The sequence below is a fragment of the Pseudomonas sp. NPDC087342 genome (genome assembly GCF_044744265.1).
GTDB lineage: Bacteria > Pseudomonadota > Gammaproteobacteria > Pseudomonadales > Pseudomonadaceae > Aquipseudomonas > Aquipseudomonas nunensis.
Genome location: NZ_JBIUXZ010000003.1, coordinates 333,842 through 346,568, shown reverse-complemented (window position 1 = coordinate 346,568; position 12,727 = coordinate 333,842). Strand labels below are relative to the sequence as shown.

General features: G+C 48.6%; 11 protein-coding genes and 1 pseudogene. 5 read left to right on the top strand and 7 right to left on the bottom strand.

The features are described from left to right. Positions 1-72 precede the first annotated feature (72 nt). Positions 73-303: a hypothetical protein gene (locus tag ACIOYV_RS11960; RefSeq protein ID WP_401323912.1), complete on the top strand. Its 231-nt coding sequence runs from the start codon at positions 73-75 to the stop codon at positions 301-303. Between the two features lie 163 nt (positions 304-466). Here ACIOYV_RS11960 and ACIOYV_RS11955 read toward each other — a convergent pair whose 3' ends face one another. The 3 genes from ACIOYV_RS11955 to ACIOYV_RS11945 all read right to left on the bottom strand — a co-directional run bounded on the left by ACIOYV_RS11955 (position 467) and on the right by ACIOYV_RS11945 (position 2,771). Continuing rightward, the gene (locus ACIOYV_RS11955) at positions 467-952 is read right to left on the bottom strand and encodes a hypothetical protein (RefSeq protein ID WP_401323910.1); all 486 of its coding nucleotides are present in this window, start codon (positions 950-952) and stop codon (positions 467-469) included. 366 nt (positions 953-1,318) lie between these two features. Further along, the gene (locus ACIOYV_RS11950) at positions 1,319-1,891 is read right to left on the bottom strand and encodes a hypothetical protein (RefSeq protein ID WP_401323908.1); all 573 of its coding nucleotides are present in this window, start codon (positions 1,889-1,891) and stop codon (positions 1,319-1,321) included. Positions 1,892-2,261: 370 nt separating this feature from the next. Beyond that, on the bottom strand, positions 2,262-2,771 hold the full coding sequence (locus ACIOYV_RS11945) for a hypothetical protein (protein ID WP_401323907.1): 510 nt from the start codon (positions 2,769-2,771) through the stop codon (positions 2,262-2,264). Between the two features lie 469 nt (positions 2,772-3,240). Between ACIOYV_RS11945 and ACIOYV_RS11940 the strand changes: the two genes are divergently transcribed. Beyond that, positions 3,241-4,173, top strand: coding sequence for a hypothetical protein (locus ACIOYV_RS11940; protein WP_401323905.1), 933 nt, complete (start codon positions 3,241-3,243; stop codon positions 4,171-4,173). Positions 4,174-5,206: 1,033 nt separating this feature from the next. Continuing rightward, positions 5,207-5,467 (top strand): DUF1652 domain-containing protein, encoded by a 261-nt coding sequence (locus ACIOYV_RS11935; RefSeq protein WP_401323904.1) that lies wholly within the window; start codon positions 5,207-5,209, stop codon positions 5,465-5,467. Positions 5,468-5,519: 52 nt separating this feature from the next. Here ACIOYV_RS11935 and ACIOYV_RS11930 read toward each other — a convergent pair whose 3' ends face one another. The 3 genes from ACIOYV_RS11930 to ACIOYV_RS11920 all read right to left on the bottom strand — a co-directional run bounded on the left by ACIOYV_RS11930 (position 5,520) and on the right by ACIOYV_RS11920 (position 6,740). Beyond that, positions 5,520-5,948, bottom strand: a complete 429-nt coding sequence (locus ACIOYV_RS11930; protein WP_401323902.1) for a low affinity iron permease family protein — start codon at positions 5,946-5,948, stop codon at positions 5,520-5,522. A gap of 289 nt (positions 5,949-6,237) precedes the next feature. Continuing rightward, positions 6,238-6,486, bottom strand: a complete 249-nt coding sequence (locus ACIOYV_RS11925; RefSeq protein WP_401323900.1) for a hypothetical protein — start codon at positions 6,484-6,486, stop codon at positions 6,238-6,240. Next, positions 6,483-6,740, bottom strand: a complete 258-nt coding sequence (locus ACIOYV_RS11920) for a DUF6555 family protein (RefSeq protein ID WP_401323898.1) — start codon at positions 6,738-6,740, stop codon at positions 6,483-6,485. Before ACIOYV_RS11920 ends, ACIOYV_RS11925 begins: the two co-directional genes overlap by 4 nt. A gap of 207 nt (positions 6,741-6,947) precedes the next feature. Between ACIOYV_RS11920 and ACIOYV_RS11915 the strand changes: the two genes are divergently transcribed. After that, positions 6,948-7,199 carry a hypothetical protein gene (locus ACIOYV_RS11915; RefSeq protein WP_401323896.1) on the top strand — a complete coding sequence of 84 codons (252 nt, stop codon included), beginning with the start codon at positions 6,948-6,950 and terminating at the stop codon, positions 7,197-7,199. A 1,112-nt stretch (positions 7,200-8,311) separates the two neighbouring features. Here the strand turns inward: ACIOYV_RS11915 and ACIOYV_RS11910 are convergent. Further along, positions 8,312-11,245: a TIR domain-containing protein gene (locus ACIOYV_RS11910; protein WP_401323894.1), complete on the bottom strand. Its 2,934-nt coding sequence runs from the start codon at positions 11,243-11,245 to the stop codon at positions 8,312-8,314. Positions 11,246-11,951: 706 nt separating this feature from the next. Between ACIOYV_RS11910 and ACIOYV_RS11905 the strand changes: the two are divergent. Continuing rightward, positions 11,952-12,693: pseudogene (locus ACIOYV_RS11905) on the top strand (SDR family NAD(P)-dependent oxidoreductase). Positions 12,694-12,727 lie beyond the last annotated feature (34 nt).

Below are 12,727 nucleotides of genomic sequence, written 5' to 3'. Positions count from 1 at the left end.
CTTCGCATTGGATGTTTCATTGTTTAATTAAAATTATATGTGCTCAAAATCAAAATATGGCAGGAGAAGTAAATGACGAAATACGGTTTTCGCGCGGAATGCTTGTATGATGTCTTCGAGTTTGTAGCGGCGGTAGCCGAGCGCGCAAGAATAATTGATCTGCATGTTAAACAAGACCCAATTTTTCCAGACTGCGACGCATGGGTGGTGGTGGATTTGTCTCTAAAAAAGCTTAAGAAAATCGCCTCAGATATCGTAGACGCTCACGTTATCGAAGAGTCGATAGGGGTGGAGGGCGACTGAAGGATTCGAAGGTAAGGATCGCGTGTGAGGGCTACTGCCTTGGATTCGCGCATGGCTGCGTAAACCGTTCCTTCACTCATCGGACCTTCGCTCCACCACAGCGAGGGGGAGCGCTCCACATTCGCTGGGCAGGCAGATAACGCAGGTCGTGATGGATTGCGGCCTATCGCACTGGGACTCTACGAGCACGTTTAATCGTCACCACGGCGTTTGAGACTTTGCTGGTAGGCGTGATACCAAAAATCACGGGTATGAGAGGAGGGCGTTCATCCTGAACATTCGTTAGCTCTGCGCCCTCGGCAAGCATAGTGCTTGTCTTCAGAGCCCCGTAGGAATAGAACCCGAGTAGGCTGACCAACTCTGACGCAGGCTCCGCGGCCACATTAAGCTGTGTTTGGATGTTACGGGTCAACAACAGATGAGCAAAATTTCGATCATCTCCTAACAGAAGAACTGGACTGTCATTCGTCGACGCCACCTGTTTCAAGTCGTGGCAATCGCGGTATCCCAAGATCGCCGCAATCACCTCACGAGCCTTTGAAAGCTTCATATCCCCGCCTGCGATTTTCATAAGGCGCCTGGCAGATCGGGTGATCGTTTTTCGCTCTAAGTCATAATTGCTAACAGGGAAACATACTGGATCTTTCATGGCTACTCCTCATAAGTCATGTCAAGATAGATTATAAGTTTCGCTAGTCAAGGGGGCGGGAGGATGGCGCTTCGAATATACTTTGTAATGGTGTTTAATTGATTTAAGAATTGGGCGTTCGTGACTACAGTATTTGACAACTATAATGACATTTAGGGAGGGTATTCTGGTGTGTGCTTTGGTTGCGTATAGTAGCGGTTTGAATGGTGTTTTTTTTGTACGATTGAATTACTTTTCTGTCAGCTTGAGGATTAATAACGCTTAAACCATGTTAAATAAATCTAACTGAGTTGGCGGTTTAAGCGTGCAATTTGTCACTAATGCCGCAGCTGAAAACGCTCAGAGCTACGAAGACTTTAAAGGTGATCAGATTTTATCCGTCAACACAGTCTCGACAAAAATTCTATCTTTAGATTTTGTGTATTTTGCAATCAGCTTAAATAACTTGCCGTTATGCCTGAATTTCCACTCACGGGAGTCTCCAACTTTTTCCAGTCGATACCATGTGCCCTTGCCGTCTTGAAAGCTTGTGCCTACGAGGACTGCAGTGCCATCAATATGGTATTGGGCTGCACCAAACTCGATGTAAAATTCTGGATTTGTGCTTTTCCAGGCTTCTTTTTCTGCTAGTAGTCGTGAGTCGCTCGTAACCGCGTTTTCGATCTCGGCCACTTTCTTGAGAAGTATTTGTTGTTGGCTTTCTAATTTGTTATACGTTTCAATAGGAACGTAGGTTTTTTCGGCCAGTACTTTAGATAAATAATTTTTTGTAACTTCATCGATAGAAATGTATTTCGAATCAATATCTGCTTTCAGCACATATGATCCTCTTACCAGAATGTCAGAGTTGGTGTGCTCTATCCACCACTCTTTAGCAGTATAACCACCTACAAATGCGCCTGGAACCAAGGTAAAAATAATCCACTCTTTAACGTTCATGTAAAAATACGGCCCTGAATTTTTATTGGTAAGTGCAAGTCTCAGATAGGCTACCACGACGCATGCGGCCGAGCCACTGGCTGCTGCGCTGCACAGCTAGTGTCAGTTGTAGACGCTGTTACGGTTGCCTATTATCTGCGCTCGGAGTGGTCACACCAAGCCCAGCCAACAGGTAATCGCGTTCGCATTATCCCTGGATTCAGCGTCATAACGGCGCCTTTTGCACTGAGGAAAAGATTGATAGTCACACACTAATGGGGCGTTAAAACACGTCAGTTCGGACACGGGCCTAGATGTTTAGCGCTTCCGTTAGCTCGGGGTTGGAAGGATATCCACGCTATGCGCTTATATTCTCTAGAGTGTCCTTTGGTCACAGGCAGAGGGGCGGCCTGATTAAAACAACTGAATGGATCTCAGCTGTATTATGTAGGCTCGAAAAATATCCCGTTTGACTTAAATGCAGAACAATTTCGAAGCATATCCAATGGTGGAATTGATAGAAAGCGGCAGTAAGCTGATCCTCACCGCTCTCAGTTATCTCTGGTTCTTTATTTGTGCTGTAGAAAAATACGGCTTGACCGTTCAAGTTTGCGATGCTGTGATTATTCTGAATATCTAGATTGCATACTTGCCCTTCGATTTCGGATGTTGCGAGGAACCAGCTATAAATAGTACCTTTTTCGGTGTCAGTGCGTGCTGCGATTCTGGTTGATCTGATAGACGATTTAATCGGGGTTTTTAGAATACTTACAACGTTTCCAAATTGCTCATAGGCTTTTTTCTGAAAAATGATTTTTGTAGGCCCGCCCAACACGCGTTTTACTTGATCACTATATTGTGATTGGTTACTGTTAAAACTATGTTTAATTATGTGTTCCATTAGCTATCACCTTTTTTGTTATTTGTGATTAGCTTAACGCTATAGCATGTTATCGTCAATAATCCGGATCTTCCTTTTAAGTGTCTGACTCTTTTGCTTTAATTGTTATATTTGCTTATTTGGAAGTGCACGCCATGAATGGCTTTATAGACCAACTTCGGGTTGCGCATTCTGAAGGGGTGCAACGCACCCGCTGCCATTATTCAAATTTCCAGACTATATTAAGAAAAATTTGGGAGACGCCACAATGGACGCAGCTATCACTCCGACTCAACTCCGGGAGCTTCGGAAACGATTGGGCCTAACGGCCCAGCAAGCGGCTAACTCTGTCCGAGTTAGTTACCGAACGTGGAAAGGTTACGAAGCACCTTACGGTGCGCCCTCACATCGTGATATATCGGAAAGTACCTTGGCCCATTTTTGCATGCAGCATGAGCTTGCCTATCCCCCGATATCTGATGACGGCCGTTTGATCTACAAGGATTGCAAGGTTGTAAGCTTCACAACGTACAAAGGTGGAGTAGGAAAATCACCCATCACCATTGCGGCGGCAGCGCTTTTGACAAATGAGGGTTATCGGGTGGCAGTGGTAACCAATGACATTGTGTTCCGCTGCTGCATTAAAGAGGAGAGACCTGAGAGTGTGAAGCGACTTCGTGATGAAATTGGAGTCGACTTTTATGACGAGGTTGACGTTCGGCTTTACCCGTACGAGGTCAAAGATATAGAGGAGCAGCTTGCCAGGGATGGGGTTTTCCTAGATCCCCAAGTGATAGCAAAATGTGACCCTGAGCACATGTACGCTTCCGATATCTGCCGTTTGGAGTCGAAGAGGTCTTCAAAATACAAATGGGAAGATCTTTTACCCCAATACGATTACATTTTTGTCGACTTTAATCGGATGCCTGACGAGACATTTTTGCTCTCTACTTTGGTTGTAATCCTACTCGACGGCATGTGCGCCGCCTCGATTAACAGTGCGAAAAAAATTCGAGATCGATTCGTTGAGCTGAACGGTGGAAGCTTCCCAGAAAAAGTTTTCGGTCTCATGACAAATTTCAATCCGTCAGCGCCGAGTGACAGTGCATATAGCCTTATTGGAAGTGAGGACTCCGATCAGTCTGGGGCCGAAAAGCTTGCCGAGCTAGTGAGGGCTGAAGACCTTGAAATTTATGAACACTACAGCCGAATTTCTCAGATCGTTAAGGCGACCAAGATTCCACTGTTGAATGTGCACCTTACCAATTCACATCGAGTCGAGATCGAGCGGTACAACGCCGACCGGACGTTCTGGGAAGGATTTTGCTATTTCAACGCAGTGGTCAATTTTGCCCCTGAATCACCGCCTGCAGACGAGATCAAGAGGTTGGTGAGAGAGGTCCGGACCTTACTAGGGATTTAGCAGACTGAGCATATTCCAGCGTGTGGATAACTCAGGTTGGTCGACATTCGCTCTCACCGCATTCTACCAATGGGTCCTTTCGGCAGAGCCGGTGCTGTTAGTCCCTACCGAAACCTAAGGTGCCGGTGTGCAACTGAGGAACTGACGCAAAAACGATGGAGTTACCGAATCTCCCGACCCACTGATGGTAAATTTTCCCAGCTTCGGTCGATACATTGCTCTGGCGTTTCGGCCAACAACGTAGAGAGATCAAGCTTTGCAGTGTGCGGAATGGGAGAGCCTGAAGATAGGCGCTTTTCGAGGGCGAGGCCTCGGTTCGTCGTATTGATCTTAGCTCGTCGCTTTTTAGCTTTCATGGCTCTGCTCCATCATCCGAGTCAGTTTAGTCTCAAGTCCGCCCGAGAGGAGCCGGCGATGCCGGAAAGAGGCCATTGGTGGCTGTATGACTGCTTACCGGTGTTCCTCTCCGGAATCAGATGGGTAATTGCATTGACTTGACCAGATGTTTGCATAGGACCTGACCAGCTGTTTCAGCCGGGGAGGTCAGCAAATGGCCTCCTTTTTATTCAATGCGATTAGAGAAATCGCCTCTCCTAAGTCCCCATGCCCCCGGCAATGCCGGCGCACCATTGCGCTGCTGTTTTCCTTGACCAAGGAATCTTTGTGCAAGAAGGAGAGCATCCTCCCCGTACTGCGTACTAGGCCCTACACTTGCCCAGTGTTCCGCCGTCGGTTTCATAACGCTGGTATGTCATCGCCCAAGGCTTTCTTTTGTTTTGATCTAAAATCCTTGATAACGGATGACTTTACTTCCGGCCAATGAAGTTCACCTTAGTCCTTCGGAGGTGGGTCTTACCAACCCCCTAATTTTGAAAAAAATGTGAACCAGTCAATTATTCCTGCCTTGAAAGACATTTTTTTGTCGCCAGAAATGTATCGTCTTGAACGTAGTGATCTGAAGAAGATTCGTTCTTAGCCACAGTTAAAGCATTCACGTGTCTTGCTCTCGGGAGACAACACAGGAGGACTTAAGATGATTTCAACCCTGGAGCTGCGCCGGATCATAGAGGAGAGTTTTCGACCACTGGAGTGCCAATGTACTTTGATGCCTGGAAATTCGCTTCAGGTACGCGTCACTGATCCAGCGACGGGTAGTGTGGATCTGCTTGTCACCGGCATCTCGACGCATACATTGGTCAGTCCGCGAGCCATCTCAGAGTTGATTGCTGAGCTTCGGTACGACCTTGACGCAAACAAGAAAAAAGGCCTGGTGGGTATTTCTGCCGCCCGGTGAGGCTTCGTTAGTGCTGAGGGCTTGAGCCATTCTAAAGCCCTCAACACGTCTTTTAGGACATCCGCGCTGCCGCGTGCTCTTCGACATCCATCTCTGCGACGGATCCCGTATCCGTAGAGTGCAGTTGCACCTCCTCATTATCCCCCAACTTACTGTAATGCTTGCGTAATTCGCGCAGCTCCTTGGTATCCAGATGATCCAATGAGAGGAAGGCGTTCTGCGCGTCGTTGGTTGCCCGGATCAGCTCATCGAGCTTGAGGTGCAAGATGTCATTGTCCCTGTTCTGTGTGTTCTGAATGAGAAACATCATCAGGAAGGTGATGATTGTGGTCGACGTATTGATGATCAGTTGCCACGTGTCGTTGTAGTGAAAGTACGGCCCGGTTAACGCCCAAGCGACAATCAGAAGAATAGCCGTCAGGAAGGTTTTTGAGCTGCCGGCCCAGTTAGAGAGTGCTTGGCAAAATTCTGCAAATTTCATGACGCCGAATACTTGTGGTAGGTGACTCTTCGACCACTCCAGTGCTCTGAAATTCTTTGTTACATTTCCCTGCGGTACCTTCTAGCGAGCGGTTAATGGGCATGGCCCATGATAAATCTCCGCTGTTCTGCGAGCGAGAATCCACCCACAAGGGCTATCGCAAGGCGCTATTTTTTTCTGTGCGCACCCCTTGGATTTTCGCAACGTTTCAGATCGTGCTCGGATTCTGGTTGGTGCTCTTCTAGCTCACAAAACCGCTCGGTTAGCTACCAAATCACCATGCGACTGTTCAGGGTAATGGGGAGTTTATAAGTTGCCCGCGAATGCGCAGCAGATCCTGCTGCGCTTCGGTACGTTTAGCATCGGCCAGAGCTTTAGCTTCAGTAAAACGCTCCCAGGAAACCGCACTCGTCGAATCGCCCTCAAGAACTCTGTAGGCATACGCCTCCAGCCGATCCGCTTCGAAAAAGAGAGCAGCATTACGAGTCAGTTCATCATCGCCCTGCGAAACCACAGGCGGCGTCGTTTCCTGAGTCATGTTGTAACGGCCTCCGTCCAATCAATTTTGGTGGTCTCCCGCCATCTCACATTCGTCACGCCGAATCTTTCAGCCATAGGCTTGCTGAACACCTTGAGCGGTGCCTTCCCTGGTTTGGGAATAGGCGCCAGGTCCGCATCGCAACAAGCCCAATGCCAAGCATCCGCGTTCCGCATTTTTGGCGAGCGAATAACGAACGATTTCGGCTTCCCATGAAGCTGGTATTCAATGACGTACAGATCAGTGCGACTCATGAGGCCCTCCTTTTTGCTCATATGCAAAGGAGCAATTCGCTGCTCAAAAATTCCAAAAAAATGATCTGTTCTGCTTTTTCTGTTATCGCACCTCTCGCCATTAAAATCGTCCCTCCATGGCGCTTTATCTTCCCCCTGGTCGGCTTCCCTGAACTGTCTTTAAATTAGCGGGTTCAACTGGAAAACCATGTCGAAGAGTTCATCGCCATGAATACATGCAAAAGCCTTTTCTCTACCGACCGGGAAGCCACGCTTCGCGCCTACGATCTTTGGCACCGAACATTGGATGATTGCTTGCTACGAATGGACTGTCCCGATGCCTACCATGACGAACTTCTTCGCCAGGCCGATGAAATGGACCGAATAGGTGTCGTGACGTGGCAGGAATGGCGTGAGCTGCGAATCGAGGCCGATCAAGCCTATCTGCGTGCTGTCGCCGGTGCCGATTACCACGGATGAGGCGCGAATCAGCAGAGTCGCCGTGGGCCAATTCAACGTTTGCGGAGCAAAGGGAAATACGGCTCATTGCCATTGTTGGTCGGTTACGGTTAGAAGCTCAACTGGTCAAGTCATACGCAAACAGCTGGTAAGCACTAATGCAAATGGGTGGTCAAGTAGGGTGCAATTTCGCAATCAGAGATGTCACTCATCTCAGTCTGCTCGATGGCCTCAGAAATCGTAAAATGGGAGGCACTGTTCGCGACGTCAGGTCGGCGACCGACAGCCGACAAAAAAAATGACGTGGGATCTGCTAGGTCAATTCCAGACGGTAATTGTCCTTCATGCCTGTTGCCGGATACTAGGCTTCACATGAAAGCGCCTTTGCGCGCTAATCAGGCAGACGCACAAAGCCATCAGTTATTTAGTTTATAGAATATGCCGACTCCCACTCGCCAATTCGTGGCGACGAGCCCCCTAGAGGGCAATAGAAAAACGTCTGGTAAGGGCTCGGAGCCCTGGTTGCAGGTTATACCTTGGGTGAAGAAAGTTAATATCTGATTTTACTGTATGGCACGTTTTCTGATTAGGTCATTGCCCCTGAATTTCTCAAACCCATGGAGATATCAATGAGAAACGAATTCAAGCACCGTTTCGCTGTAGTCTCTGGCGCTAGTTCCCGTAACGGACTGGCCGTTACTCAGCGCCTGCCTGAAACGGCGCGCAGGTGCTGGCGATGCCTCGCAATACAGGCGGACTCGATGCATTGTTGAGCAGTTCAGTGACAACATATTTTTGCTGGACGGTGCTGTAACCCTCGCAGACGATCAAATCAGGCTTGCAGAGTGGCTAGCGAAAATCGGTCCAGTTCATTTTCTGGTACCAAATGCTGGCATCGCACAGTTGGTAAATGGGCTGGATATTCGGGCATTTGATCGGCAGTGGGCAGTCAATGGTGCGGGCGCGTTCAATATTGAGCAGCCTGGGTAGCTCCGGACGGGCTACCACAACCACACTAGGGTTAACTATAGAATTTTCTGTCCAAGCTGGCGAAGCTGAAGTGTAGCGTCCCTTCATCCTTTTGCCAAATGACGCTGTCCCTAGCGTCATTTTCTAAAGTTTTTGACAGTGATCTAACGACCCAGGAAATCCTTGAATAATTCTCGGAATTGCCTATGTACGTTGTTTTCATTTACGAGCTTTTGCACTGGCCGCATGAATATTGGATTTACCTCATAGCGCATTTGCGCTTTCGATTTGTTTTCCAATAAAACGCCAGCTTGCAGAAGTGTCCCCAGAAATTCTTTAGTCATACTCAGTTTTGGAAACTGATACAGTTCGTCAGGAAGTTTGCTGGCAAACCCACCGCCTACAAAAAAATAGCTGAAGAATCTCTTGATCTCCTCAAGAGTTAACAACGCGCCCACATTGTCTCCGTTGATTATCAACGAGGTTGTCATCTCACCTAGATCGCAGCTGTCTAAATCGAATACTTCTGAACTCATTGTAGGCGAGCAGTTTTCGGCGTGGATGGCAATAAAAGTAGAATAATAGAATTTTGTATTACTGAAGCGACACTTCGGAAAAGAATCGTATCCATTCAATTTGCAATTCCAGAACTCTCTATCGATAAAATGAAGGAGTGGGAAATCTCCCGAAATGAATAGTCCCTTGGTAAGCCTTCTTTCACCAGTTGTTTCTTCACCAACTACGGAAAATATGGCTGTGCTGAATTCCGCTCGGTTCAAACCCTTTCCTGCTGTCGCGGCAAATAGATGAAGCAGGCAACTACATACTGCCCGTGCTGAGTCTGCTGCCCCCGCATCGCTGTTTACGTTGAGGGCAATGGCTTTAAAATGCGAATAAGCGTCTGTGAGCAAATTCTGTACTTCTTTGCGAGGCTTTGAAACGTAGAAACGACTCAACTCTTCAAAAACAGCTCCCTGGCCGGTGGCCAAGCGCGAAAAATGTTTGATAAAAAGCTCGGAAGAAATTGAATGATCTTCTAGCTTTTCAATAAGCCAAAGGCCCAGAAAATAGGACTGCAGGAAATCGTAGCGATATGCTACCACCTCGTTTGTGACTAATAGCAAAGGGTTTTTACAAAAGATATCAGTCACAGCCGAACTGGTGGCGCTCGCTGCAAGATAGGTTTCCACTACTACTGAGAATTCTGCGATTTGTGCAGTGCCAAAATAGACACTCGAAAACTCTTTCAAAACGTCAACTAGGCGAACTACAGGTGGCTTCCAGTCTTGTCGTTCACGTTCACGATCAATGATGGCGAACACAAGCAAGTCGACTGCTCGCACATTATGGGGATATCCGGCTTCGGCCATTCTGTCCTTGATCGCGCCTTCGAATTTCAGCTTAACGCCTGTGCTGATGGCTTCCTCTTCTAGCTCACACAAGGCATCAACGAAGAATGGAAGTACTGTTTCATCATCCATCGCTGTAGAGACAGCTCGTAGAGTTTCTTGAATTCTTATAACAATTGCTTGTCGCTCTTCCTTCTGTCGCCTATAGAACCGCTTCTGGACATATTGGGCGACCTCGTCCGATGTGAAACCTTTTAAATTGTAAATAGGCACTCCATGGCGACGAAGAGAGGCGACTGTAGTGCCAACTGTATCCTCTCGTCCTGCCAGGAATACCCGCGTTTGTCCTAGCTCAGCATTCAGTGCTTTAATGGACTCTACAAAAGGTACAAGCTCAAAGCTTGAGGACATCATACTCAACAGCTCGTCGATACCATCAATGAGAATCAAGAGGCTCCCGCTGATGAGCAGGAGGTCAAATACGTTGCGATTTGACGGCACCCTGATAGGCGTGGCGCCAGCAGCAGTCAAAGCCATTGAGTGTAATTCACATAGATCGAACAGTGAGGACACGTGCGAACGCCGTAGCTGGTCCCTCGGCAGTTTTTTAAGAGTGTCTGCCTCAATTAGCATGACCCTTGAGTGCTTCGATTCATTGATTGCAGCTGAAAGGCTTCTCAGAAGCGTAGTTTTGCCTGCCCCGCCGGACGCTACGAGTAAAGAGAGGGGGGGGCTATCTGCCCTGCTTACGGTGCCGTTGAGGTGGACCAGCGCCGGACCCAGAGTTTCTGGATCATGCCCGTCCACCCGATATAGCGTCTGATCGATATAAAATGGTTCTCTGAAAGGAACTGAAAGCTGTAAGGAATCGGCGTCTACGCAAAAACGGCCTAAGTAACTTTTGAATGTCAGTTCGGTTACGCTGATACTATGACCCAAGTCTTCAAGCTGCTCACCCACGTATCCTACCTTGCCAGGAGATGGGCGGAGAATGGTCAGTTCGCGAAAGCTCCGGACTTCCGTAGGAAGATCACGTATTTTGGAGACGAAGTCTTCTAGTGTTTGTCGAATATTGATATTTTGCGTTAGCACCAACAGCAGTTGTGGATGCGGGGTATCTACCCTCCACAATTCGTACTTCACTCGGCGCTGTCCCGAAAAGTCCTGTACTCGCCACAATGGCATACGGACTTTGTAAAAGCCAGCAAGCAGATCGTCAGTTCTGGTAAAAGAGAAACTGTCAGCTTCGTTAGTGCCACCCTCGGGTGATGCGGACTTGGAAATGGATTGCTGATCTTCCGAGCGATTACCAATCGATTCAATCGAATGTTTAAGATCGACTAACGCACCTAGGTACGCATCTTCTGATGTGAAATCGAAGTAGAGACTAGCAACCAGGTAGCGAGGAATCTCTGCATCAGCTTCTCTTTTTATCGCAAGAATTCGGGTTTTCGACTTGCTTGAGGACTCCATCCAATGCAACTCTGCCGCCATTGCGGTCTCACGCCCGACGCCCCCTTTACGCGCGTTTGCCCGCTCGGTGTAATTCTTTGTCACGATTACCAGTACAGCGTCGCTCTCGAAGATTGCGGCTTCCATGTACTGATTACGGTCCACGCGATGGTCCATGCCCCGTTGGTCATATTCAACATTCAAATCGGGAATCAAGTCCGTGAGGTCTTCCGCTAGCTGCTGGATCCACTGCTTGTGCTCCTCCGAGTCCCAGCTATAAGAAATGAAAACTTGCATATTAGCCTCCACGGCACTTTTTGTGCGCAGATGATATACATACTTTGGATCCATATGCATCACGATTAATGGCTATAAGCCATCGGCAGCGAGTAGTTTCCGAAACGCCTCATCTGGGCTCCAAGAGTCTCTAGCCAGACACGCGAGAACGTTTCCCACCCAAGCTATTCGCTCAATGCGCTGCCATCATAGGATTGGGAGTAGGGGCTCGAACTGGTTGTAGCCAGGTCATCAAGCGGCGGAAAACGGACGGCGGCGATCATGAGTCACGACCAGTCGACGCGTAAATGCCGTGGGTCTGCCAGGTCAATTTCAAACGCTAATTGTCCTTCGTGCCTGTTCCCGGATCTTAGGCCTCACATGAAAACGCCTATGCGCGCCAGTCAGGCAGACGCACAAAAAGCCATCTGATATCTAGTTTATAGAATATGCTTAATCCTACTCGCCAAATCGTGGCGACGAACCCTAGTGGGCGACTGAGAAACGTCTGGTAGGGCTCGGAGCCCTGTTTGCAGATCACATGTCGGGTGAAGAAGGTCTAGCGCCTAAGAAGGTCAAAACGACTCGGCCTAGTCATTACGACTATCGCGAAGCAGTTGTCATAATGACTCCATCAGCGTCAAATGCCTGAATTCATTGATTTTATTATTTGGCACGTTTTCTGATTGACATCTCCCCTGAATTTTTCAGACCCATGGAGATATCAATGAGCAACGAATTCAAGCACCGCCTCGCTGTAGTCACTGGCGCTAGTTCCGGTATCGGACTGGCCGTTACTCAGCGCCTGCTTGAAAACGGCGCGCAGGTGCTGGCGATGGCTCGCAATACCGGCAGCCTCAATGCTTTGGTTGAGCAGTTCAGTGACAACCTGTTTTTGCTGGACGGTGACGTAACCCTCGCGCACGATCAAGTCAGGCTTGCAGATGGCAGCGGAAATCGGTCCAGTTCATTTTCTGGTACCAAATGCTGGCATTGCACAGTTGGCAGATGGGCTGGACATTCCGGCATTTGATCGGCAGTGGGCAGTCAATGGTGCGGGCGCACTCAATACGTTGAGCAGCTTGCGCAGCCAACTTGCGGATAAGGTTTCAGTGGTATTTGTCGGCACATTTTTGCGTCTGAGTACTTTTCCTGGCCTTGCAGCCTACATTGCTTCCAAGGCCGCATTGAGGGCGCAGGTTCGCACACTTGCGGTCGAACTCGCTCCCCAAGGCGTACGCCTTAACATGGTTTCTCCAGGGCCTACGGCCACGCCGATCTGGAGCACACTTGGTCTCGATGATGACGCACTCGGAACCGTCGCCAGCACGGTTAAGCAACGCTTGTTACCTGGGGAGTTTTTAGAGCCAGGTGCCATAGCGGATGTCATACTTTTCCAACTGAGCCAAGGCGCACGGAGTGTGTTTGGACAGGACTGGGTAGTAGATGGCGGTTACACCTTGCGTTAAGGCTTCTGGCACTTTGTAGGCATGGGTTCGGCGC

Excerpts from the sequence above, each read along its gene's own strand:
- ACIOYV_RS11960 (WP_401323912.1), top strand. The coding sequence starts at position 73 with ATGACGAAATACGGTTTTCGCGCGGAATGCTTGTATGATGTCTTCGAG.
- ACIOYV_RS11955 (WP_401323910.1), bottom strand. The coding sequence starts at position 952 with ATGAAAGATCCAGTATGTTTCCCTGTTAGCAATTATGACTTAGAGCGA.
- ACIOYV_RS11950 (WP_401323908.1), bottom strand. The coding sequence starts at position 1,891 with ATGAACGTTAAAGAGTGGATTATTTTTACCTTGGTTCCAGGCGCATTT.
- ACIOYV_RS11945 (WP_401323907.1), bottom strand. The coding sequence starts at position 2,771 with ATGGAACACATAATTAAACATAGTTTTAACAGTAACCAATCACAATAT.
- ACIOYV_RS11935 (WP_401323904.1), top strand. The coding sequence starts at position 5,207 with ATGATTTCAACCCTGGAGCTGCGCCGGATCATAGAGGAGAGTTTTCGA.
- ACIOYV_RS11930 (WP_401323902.1), bottom strand. The coding sequence starts at position 5,948 with ATGAAATTTGCAGAATTTTGCCAAGCACTCTCTAACTGGGCCGGCAGC.
- ACIOYV_RS11925 (WP_401323900.1), bottom strand. The coding sequence starts at position 6,486 with ATGACTCAGGAAACGACGCCGCCTGTGGTTTCGCAGGGCGATGATGAA.
- ACIOYV_RS11920 (WP_401323898.1), bottom strand. The coding sequence starts at position 6,740 with ATGAGTCGCACTGATCTGTACGTCATTGAATACCAGCTTCATGGGAAG.
- ACIOYV_RS11915 (WP_401323896.1), top strand. The coding sequence starts at position 6,948 with ATGAATACATGCAAAAGCCTTTTCTCTACCGACCGGGAAGCCACGCTT.
- ACIOYV_RS11910 (WP_401323894.1), bottom strand. The coding sequence starts at position 11,245 with ATGCAAGTTTTCATTTCTTATAGCTGGGACTCGGAGGAGCACAAGCAG.